This window comes from Rhodococcus sp. NPDC060086 (assembly GCF_042730275.1).
Lineage (GTDB): Bacteria > Actinomycetota > Actinomycetes > Mycobacteriales > Mycobacteriaceae > Rhodococcus.
In genome coordinates, this window is record NZ_JBHWWZ010000011.1 from 61,527 (window position 1) to 84,521 (window position 22,995).

Annotated in this window: 21 protein-coding genes; 12 read left to right on the forward strand and 9 right to left on the reverse strand. The window is 65.4% G+C overall.

Going from position 1 to position 22,995, the window contains the following annotated elements; translation table 11 throughout:
* Nucleotides 1-6: 6 nt before the first annotated feature.
* Nucleotides 7-525, reverse strand: coding sequence for a 2'-5' RNA ligase family protein (locus ACFWB0_RS09540; RefSeq protein ID WP_378490241.1), 519 nt, complete (start codon nt 523-525; stop codon nt 7-9).
* A 217-nt stretch (nt 526-742) separates the two neighbouring features.
* On the opposite strand from ACFWB0_RS09540, the gene ACFWB0_RS09545 reads away from it, so the two are divergent.
* From ACFWB0_RS09545 to ACFWB0_RS09555, 3 genes are read left to right on the forward strand one after another with little or no spacing between them, the layout of a single operon-like run.
* Nucleotides 743-1,630, forward strand: a complete 888-nt coding sequence (locus ACFWB0_RS09545; RefSeq protein WP_378490242.1) for an ABC transporter substrate-binding protein — start codon at nt 743-745, stop codon at nt 1,628-1,630.
* A 12-nt stretch (nt 1,631-1,642) separates the two neighbouring features.
* Nucleotides 1,643-2,620, forward strand: coding sequence for an amino acid ABC transporter permease (locus ACFWB0_RS09550; RefSeq protein ID WP_378490198.1), 978 nt, complete (start codon nt 1,643-1,645; stop codon nt 2,618-2,620).
* A 38-nt stretch (nt 2,621-2,658) separates the two neighbouring features.
* Complete coding sequence (locus tag ACFWB0_RS09555; protein WP_378490243.1) at nt 2,659-3,414, forward strand: amino acid ABC transporter ATP-binding protein; 756 nt, start codon at nt 2,659-2,661, stop codon at nt 3,412-3,414.
* Here the strand turns inward: ACFWB0_RS09555 and ACFWB0_RS09560 are convergent.
* Entirely contained in the window at nt 3,359-4,270 is a 912-nt protein-coding gene (locus ACFWB0_RS09560) for a class I SAM-dependent methyltransferase (protein ID WP_378490199.1), read from the reverse strand. The genes ACFWB0_RS09555 and ACFWB0_RS09560 overlap by 56 nt on opposite strands.
* A 139-nt stretch (nt 4,271-4,409) precedes the next feature.
* Between ACFWB0_RS09560 and ACFWB0_RS09565 the strand changes: the two genes are divergently transcribed.
* From ACFWB0_RS09565 to rpsA, 3 genes are all read left to right on the forward strand, one after another.
* Nucleotides 4,410-5,978: an LVIVD repeat-containing protein gene (locus ACFWB0_RS09565; RefSeq protein ID WP_378490200.1), complete on the forward strand. Its 1,569-nt coding sequence runs from the start codon at nt 4,410-4,412 to the stop codon at nt 5,976-5,978.
* Entirely contained in the window at nt 5,975-6,664 is a 690-nt protein-coding gene (locus tag ACFWB0_RS09570; protein ID WP_378490201.1) for a DUF305 domain-containing protein, read from the forward strand. Before ACFWB0_RS09565 ends, ACFWB0_RS09570 begins: the two co-directional genes overlap by 4 nt.
* Before the next feature lie 182 nt (nt 6,665-6,846).
* On the forward strand, nt 6,847-8,325 hold the full coding sequence (gene rpsA / locus ACFWB0_RS09575; RefSeq protein ID WP_378490202.1) for a 30S ribosomal protein S1: 1,479 nt from the start codon (nt 6,847-6,849) through the stop codon (nt 8,323-8,325).
* Nucleotides 8,326-8,512: 187 nt separating this feature from the next.
* On the opposite strand, the gene ACFWB0_RS09580 is transcribed toward rpsA, so the two are convergent.
* Nucleotides 8,513-8,725, reverse strand: coding sequence for a hypothetical protein (locus ACFWB0_RS09580; protein WP_378490203.1), 213 nt, complete (start codon nt 8,723-8,725; stop codon nt 8,513-8,515).
* 214 nt (nt 8,726-8,939) lie between these two features.
* Between ACFWB0_RS09580 and coaE the strand changes: the two genes are divergently transcribed.
* The 3 genes from coaE to ACFWB0_RS09595 all read left to right on the forward strand — a co-directional run bounded on the left by coaE (nt 8,940) and on the right by ACFWB0_RS09595 (nt 12,080).
* Complete coding sequence (gene coaE / locus ACFWB0_RS09585) at nt 8,940-10,157, forward strand: dephospho-CoA kinase (RefSeq protein WP_378490204.1); 1,218 nt, start codon at nt 8,940-8,942, stop codon at nt 10,155-10,157.
* A gap of 106 nt (nt 10,158-10,263) precedes the next feature.
* Nucleotides 10,264-11,403: an LLM class flavin-dependent oxidoreductase gene (locus tag ACFWB0_RS09590; RefSeq protein ID WP_378490205.1), complete on the forward strand. Its 1,140-nt coding sequence runs from the start codon at nt 10,264-10,266 to the stop codon at nt 11,401-11,403.
* Complete coding sequence (locus ACFWB0_RS09595) at nt 11,400-12,080, forward strand: FMN reductase (protein ID WP_378490206.1); 681 nt, start codon at nt 11,400-11,402, stop codon at nt 12,078-12,080. The genes ACFWB0_RS09590 and ACFWB0_RS09595 overlap by 4 nt, the downstream gene beginning before the upstream one ends.
* An 85-nt stretch (nt 12,081-12,165) precedes the next feature.
* Here ACFWB0_RS09595 and ACFWB0_RS09600 read toward each other — a convergent pair whose 3' ends face one another.
* The 3 genes from ACFWB0_RS09600 to ACFWB0_RS09610 all read right to left on the reverse strand — a co-directional run bounded on the left by ACFWB0_RS09600 (nt 12,166) and on the right by ACFWB0_RS09610 (nt 14,978).
* Nucleotides 12,166-12,297: a putative transporter small subunit gene (locus tag ACFWB0_RS09600; RefSeq protein WP_378490207.1), complete on the reverse strand. Its 132-nt coding sequence runs from the start codon at nt 12,295-12,297 to the stop codon at nt 12,166-12,168.
* Nucleotides 12,294-13,979, reverse strand: a complete 1,686-nt coding sequence (locus ACFWB0_RS09605) for a sodium:solute symporter family protein (protein WP_378490208.1) — start codon at nt 13,977-13,979, stop codon at nt 12,294-12,296. Before ACFWB0_RS09605 ends, ACFWB0_RS09600 begins: the two co-directional genes overlap by 4 nt.
* A gap of 489 nt (nt 13,980-14,468) precedes the next feature.
* The gene (locus tag ACFWB0_RS09610; RefSeq protein WP_378490209.1) at nt 14,469-14,978 is read right to left on the reverse strand and encodes a DUF402 domain-containing protein; all 510 of its coding nucleotides are present in this window, start codon (nt 14,976-14,978) and stop codon (nt 14,469-14,471) included.
* 73 nt (nt 14,979-15,051) lie between these two features.
* Here ACFWB0_RS09610 and uvrB point away from each other — a divergent pair, with 73 nt between their 5' ends.
* The 3 genes from uvrB (at nt 15,052) to ACFWB0_RS09625 (ending at nt 18,785) form a co-directional block, all read left to right on the forward strand.
* Nucleotides 15,052-17,211: an excinuclease ABC subunit UvrB gene (gene uvrB, locus ACFWB0_RS09615; RefSeq protein ID WP_378490210.1), complete on the forward strand. Its 2,160-nt coding sequence runs from the start codon at nt 15,052-15,054 to the stop codon at nt 17,209-17,211.
* A gap of 88 nt (nt 17,212-17,299) precedes the next feature.
* Nucleotides 17,300-18,172, forward strand: coding sequence for a hypothetical protein (locus ACFWB0_RS09620; RefSeq protein ID WP_378490211.1), 873 nt, complete (start codon nt 17,300-17,302; stop codon nt 18,170-18,172).
* 160 nt (nt 18,173-18,332) lie between these two features.
* Nucleotides 18,333-18,785: a universal stress protein gene (locus ACFWB0_RS09625; RefSeq protein ID WP_378490212.1), complete on the forward strand. Its 453-nt coding sequence runs from the start codon at nt 18,333-18,335 to the stop codon at nt 18,783-18,785.
* 1 nt (nt 18,786) lies between these two features.
* Here the strand turns inward: ACFWB0_RS09625 and ACFWB0_RS09630 are convergent, their stop codons facing one another.
* The 3 genes from ACFWB0_RS09630 to ACFWB0_RS09640 all read right to left on the reverse strand — a co-directional run bounded on the left by ACFWB0_RS09630 (nt 18,787) and on the right by ACFWB0_RS09640 (nt 22,719).
* Entirely contained in the window at nt 18,787-19,200 is a 414-nt protein-coding gene (locus ACFWB0_RS09630; RefSeq protein WP_378490213.1) for a DUF732 domain-containing protein, read from the reverse strand.
* 11 nt (nt 19,201-19,211) lie between these two features.
* Nucleotides 19,212-21,560, reverse strand: coding sequence for a HelD family protein (locus tag ACFWB0_RS09635; protein ID WP_378490214.1), 2,349 nt, complete (start codon nt 21,558-21,560; stop codon nt 19,212-19,214).
* Nucleotides 21,561-21,693: 133 nt separating this feature from the next.
* On the reverse strand, nt 21,694-22,719 hold the full coding sequence (locus tag ACFWB0_RS09640; protein WP_378490215.1) for a DoxX family membrane protein: 1,026 nt from the start codon (nt 22,717-22,719) through the stop codon (nt 21,694-21,696).
* Between the last annotated feature and the right edge of the window lie 276 nt (nt 22,720-22,995).

A 22,995-nucleotide genomic window follows, 5' to 3' on the forward strand; every position in this document is an offset into this window, starting at 1 on the left:
TTGGCGTTACACGAGTAGCCACTCCTGTTTCGCGGTGCCGTCCCACCGGCGGATGCGATCCGCGGTACCCGCCGGATCACCGGGCGTGACGTGGGCGGCGATCGCCGCGGCGCCGATCCGGTCCGCGGGCACCCGCCGCGCAAGCGTCACGTGCGGAGTCCATTCACCCGGGCGGATATGCGCCGGAATCCCGGGGCACTGTGCGAGCGCAGAGAACACCTGGGCGTGCAGTTCCAGTAGTGCTGCCGAGGGCACGACGAGACGCCCCACCGTCGCGTGACGGCCTCCGAAGAGGACTACGCCCCCGAGCTGCACAGGCACCTCGACCCCCGAGACGGCTGCACGCGCAGCCTCTTCCGCTTCCCGCGGGATCGATTCCGCCACGAACAGCGTGATATGCGGCCGATTGGATTCGGTGCGGACCCGAGCCTGGCTGTCGATGCCGGCCACGCGCAAGCTCTCCCACTGCTCGCGGACATGACCGTCGAGCCGATCATCGAGTAGTAACTCCACCGACTGCACCATGATGCGCAATGATGGCGCGGCGACCCACGAGACTGCAACGGCGACCCACCAGACGCAGCCATGCTCCTCGAGCGCCTCACCATCCCGAAGTTGCAGCTGCGTCGTCCGCGACATGGTCTCGGGTCGACTCGAACGCAGCGACCGGTGCAGATTTGCAGACACGCAGATCCCTCCGGTCTACTGTTCGACTGTGGATGGACCAGCTCACCCCCGTGTACTGCAGACCCGGCTCGGGGGTGCTGTCGCCGCAGCGCTGTTCGTCCTCGCAACCCTGACCGGCTGCGTCGTCAACTCCGAATCCACGGTCCCTCCCGGCGAACGGGTGCGCGCCGAGCGCGTCGACGCACTCGCCGAGCAACTCCCACCCGCAACCGCCGCGGCAGGCCAGTTGAAGGTGGGGTCGAACGTGCCGTATGCCCCCAACGAGTTCAAGGACGACGACGGCACCATCGTCGGATTTGCTGTCGAACTCGTGCAGGCGCTCGGCGACGTGCTCGGCGTCGAGGCGGTGTTCCACGAGGCGGACTTCGACCGGATCATCCCGGCGGTGCAGTCCGGAACCTTCGATCTCGGTTCGTCGTCATTCACCGACACTCTCGAACGTGAACAGTCCGTCGACTTCGTCACCTACTTCAGCGCAGGCATCCAATGGGCCCAGCGCGTCGGCGAACCGGTCGACCCCGACAACGCCTGCGGATTGAGAGTGGCCGTGCAGACGACCACCATCGAAGACATCGAAGAGGTCCCGGCCAAGAGCCAGGCCTGCACGGACGCAGGACTTCCGCCCATCGAGAAGATCAAGTACGACAGCCAGGACGAAGCCGCCAACGCCTTGATCCTCGGCCGTGTCGACGCGCTGTCTGCCGATTCCCCGGTGACCGCTTACGTGATCGAACGCAGTGAGGGCCGCCTCGAATCCGCCGGCCCCTTGTTCGACGCCGCGCCCTACGGATTCGTCGTCGGGAAGGGTGCTCCGATGGGCCCTGTCCTGCAGCAGGCGATGCAGCACCTGATCGACTCGGGGGCATACCAGCAGATCGCCGACCGCTGGGGCGTGACCGAGGGGACGATCACCATGTCGCAGATCAATGCGGCGACGAGCTGAGGAAGGGTTCCGATGAGTCAGCACACGCAATCCGGCGCGGCCGAAACCGAACCGGAACCGATCCGGGCGGTCCCGCTCCGTCGCCCCGGCAGGTGGATCGCGGGCGCCCTCGTGGTGATCGCGGTGGTGTTGCTCGCCTGGGGGGCAGCCACCAACGAGGCCTACCGCTGGGACATCTACGGTCAGTACCTGTTCGACCGCCGGATCACCGAGGCAGCATGGAAGACGGTGCAGCTGACCGTGCTCGCCATGCTCATTGCCGTCGTGCTCGGCGTGATCCTCGCCGTGATGCGCCTGTCGTCGAATCCGGTGCTCACATCCGTGGCGTGGGTGTACCTGTGGGTCTTCCGCGGTACCCCGGTGTACGTCCAGCTCGTGCTGTGGGGTCTGTTCCCGTCGATCTACAAGCAGCTCGACATCGGAATCCCCTTCGTGCACCAGTTCTTCCACATCGATCTGCAGTCGCTCAATGCGGCATTCCTGTTCGCCATGATCGGCCTTGCGCTCAACGAGGCGGCGTACATGGCCGAAATCGTCCGCGCCGGAATCGGTTCGGTACCCGAAGGTCAGCTGGAAGCCTCCACCGCGCTGGGAATGTCGTGGTCGCAGACGATCCGGCGGACGGTGCTCCCACAGGCCATGCGTGTGATCATCCCGCCCACAGGCAACGAACTCATCAGCATGCTCAAGACCACCTCGCTGGTCGCTGCCGTGCCGTACACCGCCGAGTTGTACGCCCGGGCCCGAGACATCGCGGGCGCGAACTTCCAGCCGATTCCGTTGTTCCTCGTGGCGGCGACCTGGTACCTGGCGATCACGAGCATTCTCATGGTCGGTCAGTACTTCGTCGAGAAGCACTATTCGAAGGGCATGACCCGGCACCTGACCGCACGTCAGCTCCAGGCCCTCGCGGACGCCGAGGGCAAGGCCGTCGTCATCCAACCGGAGCCGCCGACAGACCCGACCATCCCCGGAGGGGAGCGCAAGTGACCGCGCAAGGCCAGATGACCGAGCCGGACGACGCTCCCATGGTGCGGGCCGATCGGGTGTGCAAGAACTACGGTGCCGTCAAAGTGCTCAAAGGCATCTCGCTCGAGGTGCAGCGCGGGGAGGTTACGTGCCTGATCGGCCCGTCGGGCTCGGGTAAGTCGACGTTCCTGCGGTGCATCAACCATCTCGAACGGGTGAACGCGGGACGGCTCTATGTCGACGGCACACTCGTCGGCTATGCCGAACGCGGCGGCAAACTCCACGAACTGCATCCGCGCACGGCCGCGAAACAGCGCCGCGACATCGGGATGGTCTTCCAGCACTTCAACCTGTTCCCGCATCGGACGGTGCTCGCCAACGTCATCGAAGCGCCGATCCTGGTGAAGAAGATGCGTCGCAACGAAGCCACCGAGAGGGCACATGACCTGCTGTCGAAGGTCGGGTTGGGCAACAAGGCCGACGCATATCCGGCCCAGCTGTCGGGTGGTCAGCAGCAGCGTGTCGCGATAGCCCGAGCACTGGCGATGGAACCGAAGCTCATGCTGTTCGACGAACCCACCTCGGCGCTGGACCCGGAACTGGTGGGGGAGGTGCTCTCCGTGATGCGCGACCTCGCCGATGGCGGCATGACCATGGTGGTGGTCACCCACGAGATGGGGTTCGCTCGGGAGGTCGCCGATCAGCTGGTGTTCATGGACGGCGGAGTCGTCGTCGAGGCGGGGTCGCCCCGGGATGTGCTCAGCAATCCGCAGCAGGAGCGGACCCGCGAATTTCTCGCCCGTGTGCGGGGCTGATGCGGGCACAGAAGATCGCGGTGCCAGGGAAGATCTCGCCTCGCAACGGGCTCCACTGACCCCACTCCCTGTCGAGATGTTCGGGCCAGTCGGGTTCGACGATGTCGTAGACCTCGAAGCCGGCTGCGACCAGTTCCCGGACCCGATCGCCGATGGTGCGGTGATGCTCGACGTAGGTGGCGACTCCGGTGTCGTCGACCTCGACATACGGGGTGCGGTCGAAATAGGGGAACATCGCGACCAGTCCGCGCTCGCCCGGATCGTCGGGGAATATCCACCGCATCGGGTGGTTGACAGAGAACACCCACCGTCCACCGGGACGCAGCACCCGCGCGACCTCACGCATCACCTGTGCCGAATCGGCGACGAACGGGACGGCACCGAATGCCGAGCACGCGATATCGAAACTGTTGTCGGCGAACGGCAGATTCTCCGCGCCGGCCTGCACGAGAGGCACGCGCAGTCCACCCCGGTCCATCGCCTCGACGCCCCGCGAGAGCATGCCCATCGACAGATCGAGCCCGACCGCTCGGGCACCCTGCCCGGCGAGCCAGCGTGCGCACGGCGCAGACCCGCACCCCAGTTCGAGGATGTCCTTACCGCGGACGTCACCGAGGAGGCGGACGTCGCCTTCGTGCAGGCCCTCCGGGCACCATACGAATTCGCCCGCGACCGAATCCACTCCGAGGAACTCGCCGTGGGTGAGGTGGTAGTCGCCGGCATCGGCGTCCCACCAGGTGCGGCTGGCGTGTTCACTATCGCGACTGCCCACGCCTGCGCGACCGGCCTTCGACGTGCCGAGCAGGGCATTGGCGGTCGCGTGACGAGGATCGGGCGGCAGGGGCGCATCGGACATGGGAAACAGCGTAGGACGTGCGGTGTAGGGGGTTCGCAGCCGGGACGAGCAACGGAAGACGTTGACGTGCGAGTGTGAGCTCGAACATACTCACCGCGGGGCGGGGGCATCGACGCCCGACGGCCGAGGGGGGAACGTCATGTGGGGGATTGTGTCGATTCGTGGCCGCTGCGCGGCCGTCATCGCTTCCGCGGTGGTGCTGATGCCGGTGGGAATCGCGACAGCGGGTCCGCCTCCGCAGGATTCGTCCGGCGTAGTCCACGAGATCGGTGAGGTCGCGGCGCACGCCGCGGCTCGTGCCGACTGTGGGCCGGGTTCACGACCCGAGTCCGGGCTGCCAGGCGATGTGCCTGCCGCCGACCGCGGCAGCGGGCGCAGCACCGAGGGCTACGACTGCAACATCACCCGGATCGGCGGGTTCGCCGGTGACGGCGCGGGGATCGTGTCGGCGAGCTACGGGCACTGTGCCTACATGGGGAGCATGTTCCCCGGCAGTCTCGTCGGACCGGAAACCGGTGTCCAGGTGGTCGACGCCTCCGATCCTGCCGATCCGCGACCGACCGTGACGCTCACCGAGCCTGCGATGCTCGCGGGCACCTGGGAGAGTCTCAAAGTGCACGCGGAACGAGAACTGCTGGTGGGCACGGGTGTACCTGCGCTGCTCGGAGCGGGATTGTTGTCGGTGTACGACATCTCCGACTGCGCTCATCCGCGGCTGCTCAATCCCGGCGCCGGCACCGACCTGCGGATGCCGCTCCCGATCACCGCGCACGAAGGTGGGTTCTCGCCGGACGGTCTCACCTACTGGTCGACCGGCGCGGAAGGGGTGCTCAGCGCCGTCGATCTCACCGATCCGACAGACCCGACGGTCATCTGGCAGGGCTGGATGGGCATGTCCGGGCACGGATTCGGGATCTCGTCCGACGGCAACCGGCTGTACCTGTCGAACAATTTCGGCGGCGTGGCGATTCTCGATACCAGTGCCGTGCAACGCCGTGACGCAGGTGCCCAGGTGCGGCAGGTCGCCTCGATGTCGTGGACGGACGGCTGGGCGACCCAGCACAGCATCCCCGTGACCTACGACGGGCATCCCTACCTGTTCACGGTCGATGAAGGAGGGTCGGGTGGCGTCAAGCTCGTCGACATCGCAGACGAGACGAACCCGACGATCGTCAATTCGATCAAGCTCGAGATCAACCTGCCGGAGAACATCGACAGTCAGGTCGCGTCGGGGATGGGAGGATCGGCGTTCGCCTACGAGTCGCACTACTGTTCGGCGGACCGGCCGGTGAATCCGACTGCCCTTGCCTGCGGATGGGTGTCCTCCGGCATCCGGGTGTTCGATATCGGCAACCCGTTCGACGTGACGGAGATCGCCTACTACAACCCGCCGGCGATGACCTCCCGAAACCTCGAGCGCACGAACTCGCCGCATGCTCTCGCTTCGGTGATCGGTGTCCCCCTGCTCAGTGCGCCCGCGGTGCTGCAGGCCGCGATCGGCGGGCAGTTCGATCTCGCGGAGGCGGAGTCGCCCCGCAGCGGCATGGTGGTGGCCGGCGACCTGTCCACGGACTGGTGCTTCTCGCCGCCGGAATGGCGCGGCAACGACCTGTGGGTCAGCTGTTCGGACAACGGATTCATGACGCTGCGTCTGAGCGAGGACATCTACACCCCGCCGGCCGACCAGCGGTCGACGATCGGATCATGACGGGAAGGTCCGGTACCGAGGTGCCGAACATCACCATCCGAGTGCTGGCGCTGGCGGCGCTGTCGCTCCTCCTGCTGGGGGCCGGTGCGACGTTGCGGCCGCTGGTGGATCCGCGAGACGACGATCCCGGGCCCGCTGCCTCGGTCGCCGTGTTGAGTGACGTCGAGGTCGGATTCGTTCAGGATATGGCCGCTCATCACCAACAGGCACTGCAGATGACGGTGAGATTGCCGCCGGATGTCGACCCGGCCGTCGCTGCACTTGCAGATCGGATCGATGCCGCGCAGCGACTCGAACTCGGGACGCTGCTCGGCTGGCTGACGCTGACGGGGTCTCCGCCGATCAACCCGGACCCGATGTGGTGGCACAGCCCCACACACGCCCATGGCGCACATCTTCAGGGGGGCGCAGATCATCAGGTGGATGGCGCGAGAATGCCTGGGATGGCGACGCTCGCGGAACTCGACGCGCTGTCGGCGGCACACGGACGCGACGCGGAGATCCTGTTCCTGCAGTTGATGACGCGACATCACGACGGTGGTGTCGCCATGGCGCGGGCGGCCGATCTTCTGCTCGACGACGGTCCTGTGAAGCGGATTGCCCGCGCGATGATGCAGGAACAGAGCAAAGAATCCGGGCTGATGACGCTGATGCTCGCCGAACGCGACGCCGTTCCTGCCGGGTGAGTTTGCCGGGGCCACATCGGACCGCGTAGCCTAGGGCACGCGAGTGTCCCGAGTTCTGCCCTTCACCGGTCTGTGCGAGGGTCCTCGTGGTGGAACGCGCGCGATGTGCACGTCAGCGCCGGTCCGCCTGCCCGAAAGCGTTAATCAACCGACTATCAACCCGTCCGGAGCAACTCAAACACATGGCCTCCACTACCGTCACCTCGCCGCAGGTAGCCGTCAACGACATCGGCTCCGCCGAGGATTTCCTCGCCGCCATCGACGCCACGATCAAGTACTTCAACGATGGCGACATCGTCGAAGGCACCATCGTCAAGGTCGATCGCGATGAGGTGCTGCTCGACATCGGTTACAAGACCGAAGGCGTCATCCCGTCCCGCGAGCTCTCGATCAAGCACGATGTCGACCCCAATGAGGTCGTGTCGGTGGGCGACGAGGTCGAGGCCCTGGTCCTCACCAAGGAGGACAAGGAAGGCCGGCTGATCCTGTCCAAGAAGCGTGCGCAGTACGAGCGCGCGTGGGGCACGATCGAGGAGCTCAAGGAGAAGGACGAGGCCGTCAAGGGCACCGTCATCGAGGTCGTCAAGGGCGGCCTGATCCTCGACATCGGCCTGCGTGGCTTCCTGCCCGCGTCGCTCGTCGAGATGCGTCGCGTCCGCGACCTCCAGCCGTACGTCGGCAAGGAGATCGAGGCCAAGATCATCGAGCTCGACAAGAACCGCAACAACGTGGTCCTGTCGCGCCGCGCATGGCTCGAGCAGACCCAGTCCGAGGTCCGCAGCGAGTTCCTGCACCAGCTCCAGAAGGGCCAGGTCCGCAAGGGCGTCGTGTCCTCCATCGTTAACTTCGGCGCCTTCGTCGATCTCGGCGGTGTCGACGGTCTCGTGCACGTTTCCGAGCTGTCCTGGAAGCACATCGACCACCCGTCCGAGGTTGTCGAGGTCGGTACCGAGGTCACCGTCGAGGTTCTCGACGTCGATCTCGACCGCGAGCGTGTCTCCCTGTCGCTCAAGGCGACGCAGGAAGACCCGTGGCGTCAGTTCGCCCGCACCCACGCGATCGGCCAGATCGTCCCGGGCAAGGTCACCAAGCTGGTTCCGTTCGGTGCGTTCGTGCGCGTCGAAGAGGGAATCGAAGGCCTCGTGCACATCTCCGAGCTGGCCGAGCGCCACGTGGAGGTCCCGGACCAGGTTGTCGCAGTCGGCGACGACGCGATGGTCAAGGTCATCGACATCGACCTCGAGCGTCGTCGTATCTCGCTGTCGCTGAAGCAGGCGAACGAGGACTACACCGCAGAGTTCGATCCGTCGAAGTACGGCATGGCCGACAGCTACGACGAGCAGGGCAACTACATCTTCCCCGAGGGCTTCGATTCCGAGACCAACGAATGGCTCGAGGGCTTCGAGAAGCAGCGTGAGGAGTGGGAGTCCCGCTACGCGGAGGCCGAGCGTCGTCACAAGATGCACACCGCTCAGATCGAGAAGATGGCTGCCGACGAGGCCGCCGAGGCTGCTGCCGGCGTGTCCAGCAGCAACTACTCCTCGGATTCGGCTCCGGAGACGGGCGATACCGAGACCGCCACCACCACCGGTGGTGGGGGCTCGCTCGCCAGCGACGCCCAGCTCGCTGCACTGCGCGAGAAGCTGTCGGGCAACGCCTGATAGCGTGTTTTTCACGGAAGACCCCGCACCATTCGGTGCGGGGTCTTCCGCATTCCAGGGGGATCCCTCGGCGGTGGCGGTGGGGAGTGACCCAGTGGATATGCCGACGCCCCCTCCCTGGGCGGGAGGGGGCGTCGGTCGGGTCGTGTTTCGGAATCCGCGGTGGTATGGACGCTTTCCGGGGTGGTCAGCCCGTAGCGGGAGTTGCCCACTGTGTCGGCAGTGCAGCTGCGCGGTTACGCATGGCGGCCTGGCTGTGCCGTGCGTTGCTCAGGAGCATCGTGAACCAAGTGCGCCGGTGCTCCGCGAGCGCGGAGGCCACCTCGGGGATGAGGATGCAGTGAACACCGTTTTCCATACCGAGGCGATGCCGACCGGGTGATGATTGGGAGGATCGCATTCTTGCCTTCTCGAGTGGACTGGATTCCGTGGTCGGACGCTTCTCAACGACGGTAACCGACGGAAAGGCTCGAGTGCCGCATTTGGCGCAGGTGAGAGGCGTGTTTCGCTCATAGTCGGGATCTCGCGATCGGCTTGTGACCCTCTCGTGACCGCGACGTGACTGCTGCAGCCCGGGTTTCGACCCCGGTTTCGGTGATGCAAGACTGGGCGGCGTGTTGCGAATGGGGTTGACCGGAGGAATCGGCGCGGGGAAGTCGACCGTGGCGAAAGAGCTCGTCGAACTCGGAGCGGTTCTCGTCGACGCCGACGTGATAGCCCGGGAGATCGTGGCGCCGGGATCGGAGGGCCTCGCGGAACTCGTCGACGCATTCGGTGACGGGATCCTGCTTCCCGACGGCTCGTTGAATCGGCCGACGCTCGCTGAGAAGGCATTCGCGAACGATGACGCGCGTGCTGTGCTCAACGCGATCACCCATCCCCGGGTCGGCCGTCGTACGGCCGAGCTCGTCGAAGCGGCCGCCGACGATGCGATCCTTGTGCAGGACATTCCGCTGCTCGTCGAAGGCTCGATGGCCCCGGCGTTCCATCTCGTGGCGGTCGTGCACGCCGGCGAGCAGGAGCGCCTGCGTCGGCTGGTGGACCTGCGAGGAATGCCCGAGTCCGACGCCAAGGCCAGGATCCGTGCGCAGGCCACCGAAGAGCAACGCCGTGAAGTTGCCGACGTGTGGCTCGACAACACCGGCGAGCCCGCGGCCGTCGTCGAGGTGGTTCGCCGACTGTGGGAAGAGCGGCTGGTGCCGTTCGAGCAGAACCTGCGCACCCGTACGGTCGTGCACGCCGAGCCGGTTCTTGTCGCGGCGCAGTCGCAGTGGGATCAGCAGGCCCAACGTCTCGTGGCACGGCTCGCGCTCGCCTGCGGCGGGCATGCGGTGCGCATCGATCATGTCGGGTCGACGGCGGTCCCGGGACTCGACGCGGTCGACATGCTGGATCTGCAGGTTACGGTCGCAGATCTGGCGGCTGCCGATGCGCTCGCCGAGCCGCTCGCAGCAGCGGGGTTCCCGCGGATCGAGCAGATCGACCACGACACTCCGAAGCCGTCCTACGGTGCGGGCGGCGAGACCGATCCCGCTGTGTGGTCGATGAGGTTGCACGGCAGTGCCGATCCCGGCAGGCCCGCGCGCGTGGCTCTGCGGGTCGACGGCTGGCCCGGGCAGCAGTTCTCCCTGGTACTGCGCGACTGGTTGCGCGACGACGCGGAGGCGTTGCAGGAATACGCGGAGGTCAAGCGCGCCGCAGTTCGATCTGCTGCAGACGAGACCGATCCGCTTCGTGCTGCGTCGTCGTACCGCGACGTCAAGGAACCGTGGTTCGATCGGGCCTACCACCGTGCGTGGGACTGGGCGGGTTCCACCGGGTGGTCGATCTGACCGAGCATCGGTCCTGGTGAACGCAGCTGCGAGATCGTAGGGAATAGCCAGGCGCGGCAACCCGTTAATATAGTTGACTGTTCAACGACTTGACGGAGGTTCGGACGTGCAATTCGGCATTTTCACCATCGGCGATGTGACCCGCGATCCCACGACGGGGCAGATCCCGACGGAACACGACCGTATCGTCGCCATGACGAAGATCGCTCTCAAAGCAGAAGAGGTCGGCCTCGACGTCTTCGCCACCGGCGAGCACCACAATCCGCCGTTCGTGCCGTCCTCGCCGACGACGATGCTCGGCTGGATCGCCGCGAAGACCGAGAACCTGATTTTCTCGACCGCGACCACGCTGATCACGACCAACGACCCGGTCAAGATCGCCGAAGACTTCGCGATGCTGCAACACCTCTCCGGCGGGCGCGTCGACCTGATGATGGGACGCGGTAACACCGGACCGGTGTACCCGTGGTTCGGTAAGGACATCCGCCAGGGCATCCCGCTGGCAATCGAGAACTATCACCTGCTGCGTCGACTGTGGCGAGAGAAGGTCGTCGACTGGGAAGGCGAGTTCCGCACACCGCTGCACGGCTACACCTCCACCCCGATGCCCCTCGACGAGACCCCGCCGTTCGTCTGGCACGGATCGATCCGCTCACCGGAGATCGCCGAACAGGCAGCCTTCTACGGCGACGGGTTCTTCCACAACAACATCTTCTGGAACAAGGAACACATCCAGCAGATGATCACGCTCTACCGCACCCGGTTCGAGCAGTACGGGCACGGCGCCGCCGATCAGGCCATCGTCGGCCTCGGTGGGCAGGTCTTCATGGCCGACACCGAAGTCGAAGCGAAACGCAGGTTCCGGCCCTACTTCGACAACGCTCCTGTGTACGGGCACGGACCGTCGCTCGAGGAGTTCTCGTCGATGACTCCGCTGACGGTCGGCACTCCCGAGCAGGTCATCGAGCGGACTCTCGGGTTTGCCGACTACGCCGGGGATTATCAGCGCCAGCTCTTCCTCATGGACCATGCGGGCCTGCCTCTCGACGTCGTCCTCGAGCAGATCGAGATCCTCGGCCGCGAGGTCGTTCCCGTGTTGCGCACCGAGTTCGAACGTCGCCGTCCCGCACATGTGCCGTCGGATCCGCCGACCCACAGCTCGCTGGTGGCAGCGGGGCCGGACTCGCCGCATCGTCTGGTCGCGCCGGCCTCGATCGACACGGAAACCGTGGGGGCCTCGACATGAGCCGCCGCCTGATCGTCGTGACCGGCGGACTGTCGCAACCGTCGTCGACGCGACTGCTGTCCGATCGAATCTCCGACGCGGTGATCGCTGCGATCGAGGCGCGCGGTGAGGCAGTCGACGTCGATGTCGTCGAACTCCGCGATCTCGCAGGCGATCTCGCGACCATGATGACCACGCATGTGCCGACCCCCGAGCTCAGGGAGGCACGTGAGCGGGTGTCGCAAGCGGACGGGCTGATCGCGGTGACTCCCGTGTTCACGGCGAGTTACAGCGGCCTGTTCAAGATGTTTTTCGACGCACTCGACACCGACTCCCTCCGCGGCATGCCGACGATCATCGCCGCCACGGCGGGCACGGCACGGCACTCGCTGGTACTCGACCACGCGATGCGCCCACTGTTCGCGTTCCTCAACGCGGTCGTGGTGCCCACGGGGATTTTCGCAGCCACCGAAGACTTCGGGGGCGGTGTGGGTTCGGACGGGGAGGGACTGTCCGGGCGTATCCGTCGCGCCGCCGACGAACTCGCGGCGCTGATGGTGGCCGACCGAGCCGGCGTCGAGGGGTTCGTGCCGACGCACTCGACCAGGCCACGATCCTCCGGCAACATCGTGCCAGGCGTGTCGGCGGGACCCGGCGGGTCAGCATTCGAGGCGTTGCTCCAGTCGCACCTGCAGTGACGACCTGCAGACCGCGACGCGAATCGGCCCGCAGGGCGACGAATGTGTCGTTGCTGCGGGCCGATGCGGATGCAGAGTGTGCGGTCTAGACCAGGTCTTCACCGTTTCGGCGGGCTTCGAGCCACTCCTTGATGAAGCCGCGACCCAGGACGAACAGGACGACGGCCACGAGTACCGGCCAGATCAACACGTAGATGGTCAGGGCGAGGGTGCTCATGCGCGGTCCTTCGTCAGAGTCGGATTGTTGTCGGGATCGCCGTCGGTCGGGTCGAAGTCGCCGACACGCTCGGCGATCACATCGAAGTCGAATTCCTCGGTCTTGCTCACCGACATCGCCCAGCACACCACCGTACTGACCGCGTACGCCACCAGAGACGCGCTCAGCACCGCGTAGTCGTGCAGGAAACCTATCGCGAACGGTGCGGCTATCAGGGCGGCCAGAACGCCGACGATTCGCGCGACACGCAGTCCGAAGAACCCGAACGCCATCAGCCCGGCGATCACACCGACACCGACCACCGAGACGACATCCGTGATGTAGCCGACGACACCGTCCATCGAAATCCATCCGAAGCGCACCGGAAGGAACAGGGCAAGCGCGAGCAGCACCGAGGTGGTGAAGGCCTTGTTGGTGACCTTGCCCCAGTAGAAGCTGGCGATCACGGGGAAGACGAGCGCGCCCCACAGTGCGCCGACGAACACCAACAGGTCGAGGATGTTCAAGCGCATGCTCGCGAATCCGACCGCTGTCGCGGTGGCGAGCACCATGGTGGCTCGTCCCACGAACAGCATGCGTTTGGGATCGGCGTGCTCCTTGCCGCCTGCGATGTTCTGTCCGTAGATGTCGGCCATGGCGATCGACGACAGGGCAGCGAGATCGGAGTCGGCCGTCGACGACAGCGCCCCGATGATCATGACGAAGAACAGGATCACCAGAGCCGTAGGCAGATACGACGCCACCATCTGCGGAACGATGTTGTTGACGTCCCCGCCCATCGGTTCGATTCCGAGGTAGAGCGCGAGCACACCGAACATCCCGACGCCGATGACCGTCGCGCCGTACCCGACGGTAGCGGTGATGAATGTGGGCTTGATCAGATCCTTACGCACCGCAAACAGGCGCTGAGCGATGGTCTGGTTGCCGATCGCATAGGCGAGCACCGCCGCAATGTACGGTGCACCCTGGTTGAGGAACGCGTCGCTCGAGAAGAAGTTGCTCTGCTGCTCGGTGAGATTATTCGCGCCGGAGTCGAAAGCACCGGGGAATCCGGTGATGAAGAAGACCGCGGGGATGATCACCACGACCGCTCCGAGCATGGCGACCACCTGGACGAAATCGGTGAGAACCGACGCCCGGAATCCCGACCACAGTGTGTACAGGAGCACGCCCGCGGCGATGAACACCACGCCTTGCACGAACGAGAACGGTGAGAGCATCGAGATGAGTACGCCGCCTGCGATGAAATTGGACATCAGACTGATGACGCTGCCGACCACGTTCGAGCCGGCGAGCATCAACTGGCTCGACGCGCCGTGCCGTGCGTACATCACCTCGGCGAGTGTGTGCGCTTTGGGGGCGACCGCACGGATCCTCTTGCCGAACGGGTAGATGAACAGAATCATCAACGCGCCCCAGAGTCCGTAGTGGATGGGGCCGGAGATTCCGTAGGTGTAGCCCGAGGTTGCGGACGCATAAAGCGAGGACGCCCAGATCCACGTCGCGGTCATACTTGCTGCCGAAACGCCGAATCCGATTTTGTTGCCTGCGGTCATATACCCGTCGGCATTTTCTTTCTTTTTGCCGATCCGGGCGGAAATGAGAAATGTTCCACCATAGAATAAAGCGAGCAACAGAACAACTGTCACTGCGCCGAGTTGAACGAGCTCGGTGCTGTCCAATGCAACCTCCTTCGTATTCGTGTGGTGCCCGGCGACGGGCACAGCGCGACTCGAATTCGGTTTCGGCTGTATCCACCGGTGGGCGGGGTATGCCCGGGCGACCCGGTACTGCGGTGAGGCAGTGGGTCGTTCAGGACACGTAGGACTACGGATCCTGCTGGTGAACGCCCAGTTCTGGGTGGACGTCGACAGGTCGCAGCGGCGTTGCTGCGCGCTCACGAGAATATTCGGGCGCGCCGGGTCTGTCGGCAGCGAGGGATTTCCTCGTCCTGCCGATTCGCACTATCCCGGCCCCTCGTCCGGAGCTTTTTGCATGTGTAATACAAATTCTGATCGACCGCGAAACACTAACATACCGGTCGTACGAGTACTTTCTCGGGTATCGCATATGGGCGCGAAATCCGCGATATCCAGCGGTTATTCGATGTGGTTCATGTCGATATCGTAGAGTGGAATGCCGGTGAATCGTGTCGGCCTATCGGGGTGTTCTCAGCGCCATTCGACGGGACAACCCACGGATGTGAGCCACACGTCGAGGTCGTGACCGTGGGCGGCGATTCCGTCGACCGCCGTGATCGCGGTGGCCACGGCTCGCTCGGCATCGTCGGTGTCGAGCACGCCTGCCGCCACGGCAGCGAACAGCTCGTCGATGTCCTCGACCCGGGTACCGACACCGGTGGAGACCACCAGATCGAGATAGTGGTCCCGCGAATGCCACACGTCGCCGTCTCGCCAGAAAGTTCCGACGTCGACGTACCGGTCCTGATCGCGCTCGTGCCCCGGCCGGAAGTGGAAGATCGACGCACGCAGATGCAGCGCCGGCAGCAGCCACGATTCGAGGTAGTCGAACTGGGGGTGATCCGCGGGCCGCCCCATGTACAAGCCCCACGGGAGTACCCGGAAGGTCTCGACCGTCCGCACGACGCCCTTCGGGTCGGTGTTGGTTCCGGCGGTCACGTCGAATCGTTCTACCTTGATCGGATGAAGACGGTGCGGCATGGGTGGCACGCTACCGCGACCGGTCGCCGCAGGAGTGGAAGAGATGTCGGTGGCACCGCCTACCCTGGATCTCATGGCGTTCGCAAGCGAGCATCCGGTTGTTGCCCATTCCGAGTTCCGGCCGGTCGGTGAGATAGAGCGTACCGATTCGCGCTTCGAAGTCGTCAGTGAGTACGAACCCGCGGGCGACCAGCCGGCCGCCATCGATGCACTCCAACGTCGATTGGAGGCGGGGGAGCGCGACGTCGTGCTGCTCGGCGCCACCGGCACCGGTAAGTCCGCGACCACTGCGTGGCTGATCGAGCGGGTGCAGCGACCCACCTTGGTGATGGCACCGAACAAGACCCTGGCCGCGCAGCTCGCCAACGAGCTACGCGAGATGCTTCCGCACAACGCTGTCGAGTACTTCGTCTCCTACTACGACTACTACCAACCCGAGGCGTACATCGCGCAGACCGACACCTACATCGAGAAGGACTCGTCCATCAACGACGATGTCGAACGGCTGCGGCACTCCGCCACGTCGGCGTTGCTCTCGCGGCGCGATGTCGTGGTCGTCGCATCGGTCTCGTGCATCTACGGTCTCGGCACGCCGCAGTCCTATCTCGACCGTTCGGTGCAGCTCGAGGTCGGCGTCGAAGTGCCGCGCGACGCTCTTCTGCGCCTGCTGGTCGACGTGCAGTACACCCGCAACGACATGGCGTTCACGCGTGGGTCCTTCCGTGTGAAGGGCGATACCGTCGACATCATTCCCGCGTACGAGGAACTCGCCGTGCGCATCGAGTTCTTCGGCGATGAGATCGACGCCCTCTACTATCTGCATCCCCTCACCGGCGACGTGATTCGCAAGGTCGACTCGTTGCGGATCTTCCCGGCGACCCACTACGTGGCCGGCCCCGAACGCATGGAACGCGCTGTGCACTCGATCGAATCGGAACTCGAGGAGCGCCTGGCCGATCTCGAGAACCGTGGCAAGCTGCTCGAAGCGCAGCGGCTTCGTATGCGGACTCAATACGACCTCGAGATGATCCGTCAGGTCGGCTTCTGCTCGGGCATCGAGAACTACTCGCGGCACATCGACGGGCGCGCGGCCGGGTCGGCGCCCGCCACCCTCATCGACTACTTCCCGGAGGACTTCCTGCTCGTCATCGACGAGTCCCACGTGACGGTGCCGCAGATCGGCGCGATGTACGAAGGCGACATGTCGCGCAAGCGAAATCTCGTCGAGTTCGGTTTCCGTCTCCCATCCGCGGTCGACAACCGGCCTCTGACCTGGGAGGAATTCTCCAACCGGATCGGCCAGACCGTCTACCTGTCGGCGACCCCCGGCGACTACGAACTCGGGCAGGCCGGTGGTGAGTTCGTCGAACAGGTCATCCGGCCCACCGGACTCGTCGACCCGAAGGTTGTCGTCAAACCCACCAAGGGGCAGATCGACGATCTCCTGCACGAGATCCGCGGGCGGGTCGAGCGCGACGAACGTGTCCTGGTGACCACCCTGACGAAGAAGATGTCGGAGGACCTCACCGACTACCTTCTCGAACTCGGGGTGCGTGTGAGGTATCTGCACTCGGACATCGACACTCTGCGCCGCGTCGAACTTCTGCGTCAGCTCCGTCTCGGGGAATACGACGTCCTCGTGGGTATCAATCTCCTTCGTGAGGGTCTCGACCTTCCCGAGGTGTCGCTCGTGGCGATTCTCGACGCAGACAAGGAAGGATTTCTGCGCTCGACCAGGTCTCTGATCCAGACGATCGGCCGCGCGGCCCGCAACGTCTCCGGTGAAGTCCACATGTACGCCGACAGGATCACCGACTCGATGGCGCGCGCCATCGAGGAAACCGAGCGGCGCCGCGAGAAGCAGGTCGCGTACAACGTCGAGCGTGGCCTCGACCCACAGCCGTTGCGCAAGAAGATCGCCGACATCCTCGACCAGGTCTACGAGGAAGCCGAGGACACGGAGAAGATCGAGGTCGGTGGTTCGGGCCGCAATGCGAGCCGCGGTCGCCGAGCCCAGGGCGAATCGGGTCGAATCGGCAGTTCCGGTGTCGTCGAGGGACGCGACACGAAGTCGATGCCCCGCGCCGAACTGGCCGACCTCGTACAACAACTCACCGACCAGATGATGCAGGCGGCCCGCGACCTCCAGTTCGAACTCGCCGGGCGTCTACGCGACGAGATTTCGGACCTCAAGAAGGAACTGCGCGGAATGGACGCGGCCGGACTCCAATAGCAGGTTTTCGCCCGGGGGAGGGGCCGGTACCGTCACGCCGTAGGCGGGTGCCGTGAGGTCGCCGTCACGTGCCGTAATGTCCCAGGACATGGATTCCGCTGCCGCCGGTCGGGCCGCCCGCGCTCTCGAGCTCCTTCATTCCTTCACGTATTTCGCTCCCGAAGTGCATTCCGAACTGGGAGCGGTCGGTCTGGAAGGCGCCGCGATGAAATACGTCGCGTCGCGGGTCGCGCCGATGGGTGCGGTGGGGCCGGGCGTGGCTACCGCAACGTTCTACAACTTTGCACCACGCCTGATCGAGTCGGCGTTACCCGCCGCATGGCAGATCGCCACGCCGTCGCAGGTGTACGCGGCTCGTCTGCGCGGAGTGGACGCGGCGATGACACGGTGGCTCGGAGCGGAGATCACGACCTCACCGGACATGGTCGAGGCCGCGGAAATCGTCGCGTCGATCGCACGGTCGGTGCCCGGCGTCGACGGCAGGGCCCTCTACGCGGGATACACTGATCAGCCCTGGCCGGAGGCGCCGCACCTCATCTTCTGGCACTCGCTGACTCTGCTCCGCGAATACCGTGGTGACGGGCACGTCGCAGCGTTGCAGGGTGCCGGGCTCACAGGGCTCGACGCGCTCATCACGCACACCGCCGGTGGGATCGGGTTCAGTGCAGAATTCGCCAAGGCGAGCAGGGGCTGGGCCGATGGCGAATGGGACGAGGCCGAGGCTTCCTTGCGCGCGCGGGGGCTGATCGACCGCGCCGGTGAACTGACGGGCGAAGGATTCGAAGTGCGCGAACTTGTGGAGGATCTCACCGACGACCTCGCGGCGGAGCCGTGGGCGGCGGCGGGGGAGGAGACGACCGAGCGGTTGCTCGACCTCGCGGTGCCGTGGCGCGACACGATAGCCGATGGCGGACCCATCCCCGATGGGGTGTTCGGACCACGTTTCGGTGACGCGAGGTAACACACACATTGGTGGTCGATGAGGTCTCTGCCCCAAACATCCCACCTGTACCGCCGTGACCGCTAGTGTCTTTGCCAGCATCAGGTGTGGGGGGATCGCCTGCTTCGATCCGTCGCCACCGATCGGCCACCGCGCCGACACATCATCGATGGAGGACTGAATGACCGCTTACCGGACCATTGTCGTCGGCACCGACGGCTCGGAGTCGTCGTACCGTGCCGTGGAGAAGGCTGCCGCCCTCGCTGCGGACGCCAACGCCAAATTGGTGATCGCGTGCGCGTACTACCCGGCCGACGCCCGCGACACCGCCCAGGCGGCCGACGTCCTCCGCGACGAGGCGTACCAGATCACAGGGTCCGCACCGACCTACGACATCCTCCGCACCGCCCGGGAGAAGGCGACCGTGGCCGGCGCGAAGGACATCGTCGAACGGCCCATCGTGGGTGCGCCCGTCGAGTCCCTGCTGACCCTCATCGCCGAGGTCGACGCAGACCTCGTCGTGATCGGCAATCGCGGACTCAACACCTTGACCGGTCGGCTCCTCGGCTCGGTCCCGTCGGATGTAGCCCGCAAATCGACCTCCGACGTGCTGATCGTGCACACGGTGCGCTGATTCAACAGAACTTCTCGCGCGCGATCACGATGTAATGCCGGGCGGCCTCGTCGCCCGGCATTGCCGTGTCCGAGACCGTCGCGGCGTACGCCGCGATCGGCCGGACCACTTCGGCGATCTGCTCCTCCGGATCACCGGCCGCGAGCCGGCTGCACACACCCCGTGCGACCGCGAGCAGTGTTGCGTCCGGCACCCCGGCCGCCAGCCCCGAGTCGGCCAACGCGTCCTTGAACCGCAGCGCGTGAGCATCGAGCACCGGCGCCTTCTGCTCCGACTGCGGAGCGGTAGTCGCGGTCGTGGCAGCGACCATCGTCTGCTCCACGGCGGTGCCGGTAGCGCACGACACCGCCGTGGAGACGGCCCCGAGCAGCACCACTGTGCGTGCGGCCCGACGGCCGCCACGTCGGTGCAGCATCCATCCGAGGGTCAACACGGTGCCGGGGTCGCAAGTCCCTCGAGCACGTGCGGAAGCGGTGCGGTGTGGACAACACCGAGGCGCTGCGTCGCGCGCGTCAACGCCACATACAGGTCGTTGAGTCCGCGCGGCGACGCCGCCAGGATCTCCTCCGGTTCGACGAGCATCACCGAATCGAACTCGAGTCCCTTCACGTCCTTGACCGTCGCCACTCGCACCGACGCCGAGGCCAGGTGAGCCCACTCCTGCACCAGGCGCGGCGGAACGATCACCACGGTCAGCCCGGGGCCGTCCTCGGCGTCGACGATCGCGCGGACCGTGTCGACGAGCTGGTCCTGGCGCACGTGTCGTGCCCACGGCACGAAACCGGAGTCGCGTACAGAGCGGGGCGGCACCTGTTCGGGATCGATCTCGGCGAGCACGTCGTGTGCTGTTCGCATGATCTCGGCCGGCGTCCGATAGTTGACCGTCAGCTCGGCCCTGCGCCACCGATTCTTCACATACGGTTCGAGAACCCGTTGCCACGATGATGTTCCGGCAGGGTCGCCCGTCTGCGCGGTGTCTCCGACGAGAGTCATCCAGCGGTTCGGGATCCGGCGCATCAACATGCGCCACGCCATATCGGAGAGCTCCTGCGCTTCATCGACGATCATGTGTCCGTACGTCCAGGTGCGGTCACCTGCCGCGCGCTCGGCGGTGGTCCGGTGCTGCTTCAGATCCTGGCGCTCGGCGAGTTGGGAGGCATCGATCAGGTCGTATGCCATCAGCAACTCCGGATCGAGCTCGTCCTCGAGGTCCTGCGGCGCCGAACCGGTGAGGATGTCCAGCGCGCCCTGTGCGTCGGCGATCTGCCTGCGCCACCGCTTTGCGGCACCCTCGCGTTCTGCCGCATCGTCGATGCCCAGCAGTTCGGCGAGTTCGTCGAGCAGCGGTGCGTCCGCAGCACTGAACCCGACGGTCGGGCCGGGCCGATGCAGTGCGTCGATCCGGCTGTCGGAGAGGTGTGGTGCAGCCGTGGACAGTCGCGTCTTCGAGGCCAGTAGATCCGACAGAACTCGCTGCGGTGACAGCTGGGGCCACAGGGCATCGATCGCGGCAATGATGTCGGAGTCCGCCCGCATCTCCGAGCGGATGTCGTCGATGTCGTCGTGGCTCAGGAGATTTCCGCCATTGACAAGATCCGCTCCGATGAGCTCCGCCATCTGATCCGCGAGAGCTTCGATGACGCCGGACACGAAGATCGGCCGTGCCAGATTGTGCGGACGACGTGAGGAGCGCGCGCGGCCACGGGCGCGGGTGACCACCTTGCGGTCGAGGGTGAGTCGGTACGTGTCGAACGTGACCGGCACCGGCTTCGACGGCACTTCCTGCCGGTCGCGGACGGCCCGCTTCAGGATGTCCACCATGTCGAGGGACCCCTTGATCTCGCCGGCCTCGACATTGTCGTCGAGAGTGGCCTTCACTCCGGGGTAGAGGTCGCCGACCGTGGACAACAGCACACCCGTTTCGCCCAGCGACGGCAATACTTGGCCGATGTAGTCGAGAAATGTCGAATTGGGTCCGACAATGAGTACGCCGCTCTTCGCCAGCTGTTTGCGATAGGTGTAGAGCAGGTACGCGGCGCGGTGCAGAGCGACCGCGGTCTTACCGGTGCCGGGTCCGCCCTGCACCACGAGCACGCTCTTGTGGTCGGAGCGGATGATGGCGTCCTGCTCCGACTGGATCGTCGCGACGATGTCGTGCATCTGGCCGGTGCGGGCTGCATTGAGCGCATCCAGGAGCGCGGACTCGCCGGCGACGCCCCCTGCGGAGCCGACGCTTGCGTGCTCGCGTGCCGCGTCGAGGTCGAGGTACTCGTCGTTGAGGGCCGTCACGGTGCGGTTCCTGCTGCGGATGTGTCGGCGCAGAATCACCCCCTCGGGTGTTGCGGGGGTGGCCAGATAGAACGGCCGGGCGAGGGGCGCGCGCCAGTCGAGCAGCAGCGATTCGTAGTCGTTGTCCTCGTCGAGAATGCCGATGCGTCCGATGTACCGGGCCTCGGTGCTCCTGTCGTCGGTGTCCCTGCTGTCGGCGTGCTTGTCGTCGGTGTCCGGGTTGCTGCTGTGTTCGGATTCACGGACATCGACGCGGCCGAAGCACAATCCGTGTTCGGCCGCGTCGTACTTGGCGAGGTCTTCGGTGTACATCTGGGTGAACGATTCGCGTTCGCTGCGTGCCTGGGGTGTACCGCCGGTTTCCAGCAGTACCCGCTTCAAACGCGTCTGGGTGTACTCGCGCAGTTCGTCGAGATGCGTATACAGCGTCGACAGGTACCGCTGCTCGTGCTCGAGGTCGGGATGGGGCGCGCCATCATCCGGCACATGAACTCCTCGGGTTGGAACGATTCGAACGCGCAGGCACGTCGAGGAAAGTGTCCAAGGAGTCTAGTTCGGCCGAGGCCGCTGTGCAGAAATCACGGCGCGCCCGCTGACCTCCCCGAGGGGACGCGGGTCGCTACCCGAGCTTCTTCTCGAGTGCCTTTTCGGCTTTCGCCCGTGCCTTCTCCGCCTTCGCCCGTGCCTTCTCGGCGTGCTTCCGTGCGTGCTGCGCGTTCTCGAGCGCCTTCGCATTCAGTTCCGAGGAGCGTTCCTCGGCGAGATGCGCGAGCTCGGTACCTCGATCGCGGGTCGTTTCCCACCACTTCGAGCCGCGCCGACGGGCGACCTCGGCGTATTCGGGTGCGCGGTTGCGCGCACGCTCGAGGAGTTCGTTGCTGCGCTCCTTCGCGGTGTCGGTGAGTTCAGGAGCGTGTTCCTTGGCTGCGTCGAAGAGTTCGGTACCGCGATCGCGTGCGCGTTCGGCGAGCTCCGGTCCGCGCTCACGGGCGACCCCGAGAATTTCCGTGCCGCGATCGCGGGCAACCTCGGCAAGTTCAGGTCCGCGTTCCTTGGCCTTGTCGAGAAGAGTGCTTCCATGGTGGCTCGCCTCTTCGGTGAGCGACTTCACTCGTTCGGAGACGGTGTGCAGAGCGTCGCCTGCCGCGTGATCCGACGAGGAACCGGGCAGGGCTGCAGCGACGGCTTCCTGTGCCTGGCGTGCCGCGCGGCGGCCTCGCCATCCGAGCGACGGCTTGCCCTCGGTATCGACGGACGCGAGGATCAATCCACCGAGCAGGCCGACATTCTTGAGAAACTGGGTGCGGTGCTGCGCCCGTGCGTCGGGGTCGTCGTAGTTCCAGAAGTCGTGGCCGGCCACAGTGGTCGGTACCACCGTGCCGGCGAGTGCGAGCGCCGAGAACCGTGGCCATTTGCCGATGGCGAACAGCGCGCCCGCGCCGATCTGCACCGCGGCGTTGATCTGCACGAGGGTTTCGGGGTTGCTGGGCAGACGGTCGGTGACGGAATTCGGCGCGACACCGATCATCTGATCCAGCCCGGGCTGGGCCGCAGCGGCCTTGGGGGAGGGGTTGCGCAGGGCATCGATGCCTCCTGCAATGAAAATGGACGCGAGCATCGGGCGCGCAAGCCTTCGGACGATCATGTTCAGCCTCTTTCTCCGCAGTCACTGTGAATTCGGACCCTGTCACGTGTACCCGGCTGTGTCCGGAAGTATGCCGAAATCGCTCATTCGGATGAATCCGCTGGCCGAATTCGGATGAGACGGAAAAAATTTATATGCAGAACAATGACGGCGTGCTCTGCCCGGAACCGCTGACGACCGGCAGGTGTGAAACAGCAGGTGCGAAACGTTCGGGGAGTCACGGAGAGACTCGATGCAACGATGTGCGCAGCTCGGCTGTTTCAGGGCCGACAACAC

Coding starts and splice junctions, on each gene's coding strand:
- ACFWB0_RS09540 (WP_378490241.1), bottom strand. CDS start 525: ATGGTGCAGTCGGTGGAGTTACTACTCGATGATCGGCTCGACGGTCAT.
- ACFWB0_RS09550 (WP_378490198.1), top strand. CDS start 1,643: ATGAGTCAGCACACGCAATCCGGCGCGGCCGAAACCGAACCGGAACCG.
- ACFWB0_RS09555 (WP_378490243.1), top strand. CDS start 2,659: ATGGTGCGGGCCGATCGGGTGTGCAAGAACTACGGTGCCGTCAAAGTG.
- ACFWB0_RS09560 (WP_378490199.1), bottom strand. CDS start 4,270: ATGTCCGATGCGCCCCTGCCGCCCGATCCTCGTCACGCGACCGCCAAT.
- ACFWB0_RS09565 (WP_378490200.1), top strand. CDS start 4,410: ATGTGGGGGATTGTGTCGATTCGTGGCCGCTGCGCGGCCGTCATCGCT.
- ACFWB0_RS09570 (WP_378490201.1), top strand. CDS start 5,975: ATGACGGGAAGGTCCGGTACCGAGGTGCCGAACATCACCATCCGAGTG.
- rpsA (WP_378490202.1), top strand. CDS start 6,847: ATGGCCTCCACTACCGTCACCTCGCCGCAGGTAGCCGTCAACGACATC.
- ACFWB0_RS09580 (WP_378490203.1), bottom strand. CDS start 8,725: ATGCGATCCTCCCAATCATCACCCGGTCGGCATCGCCTCGGTATGGAA.
- ACFWB0_RS09595 (WP_378490206.1), top strand. CDS start 11,400: ATGAGCCGCCGCCTGATCGTCGTGACCGGCGGACTGTCGCAACCGTCG.
- ACFWB0_RS09600 (WP_378490207.1), bottom strand. CDS start 12,297: ATGAGCACCCTCGCCCTGACCATCTACGTGTTGATCTGGCCGGTACTC.
- ACFWB0_RS09610 (WP_378490209.1), bottom strand. CDS start 14,978: ATGCCGCACCGTCTTCATCCGATCAAGGTAGAACGATTCGACGTGACC.
- uvrB (WP_378490210.1), top strand. CDS start 15,052: ATGGCGTTCGCAAGCGAGCATCCGGTTGTTGCCCATTCCGAGTTCCGG.
- ACFWB0_RS09620 (WP_378490211.1), top strand. CDS start 17,300: ATGGATTCCGCTGCCGCCGGTCGGGCCGCCCGCGCTCTCGAGCTCCTT.
- ACFWB0_RS09625 (WP_378490212.1), top strand. CDS start 18,333: ATGACCGCTTACCGGACCATTGTCGTCGGCACCGACGGCTCGGAGTCG.
- ACFWB0_RS09630 (WP_378490213.1), bottom strand. CDS start 19,200: ATGCTGCACCGACGTGGCGGCCGTCGGGCCGCACGCACAGTGGTGCTG.
- ACFWB0_RS09640 (WP_378490215.1), bottom strand. CDS start 22,719: ATGATCGTCCGAAGGCTTGCGCGCCCGATGCTCGCGTCCATTTTCATT.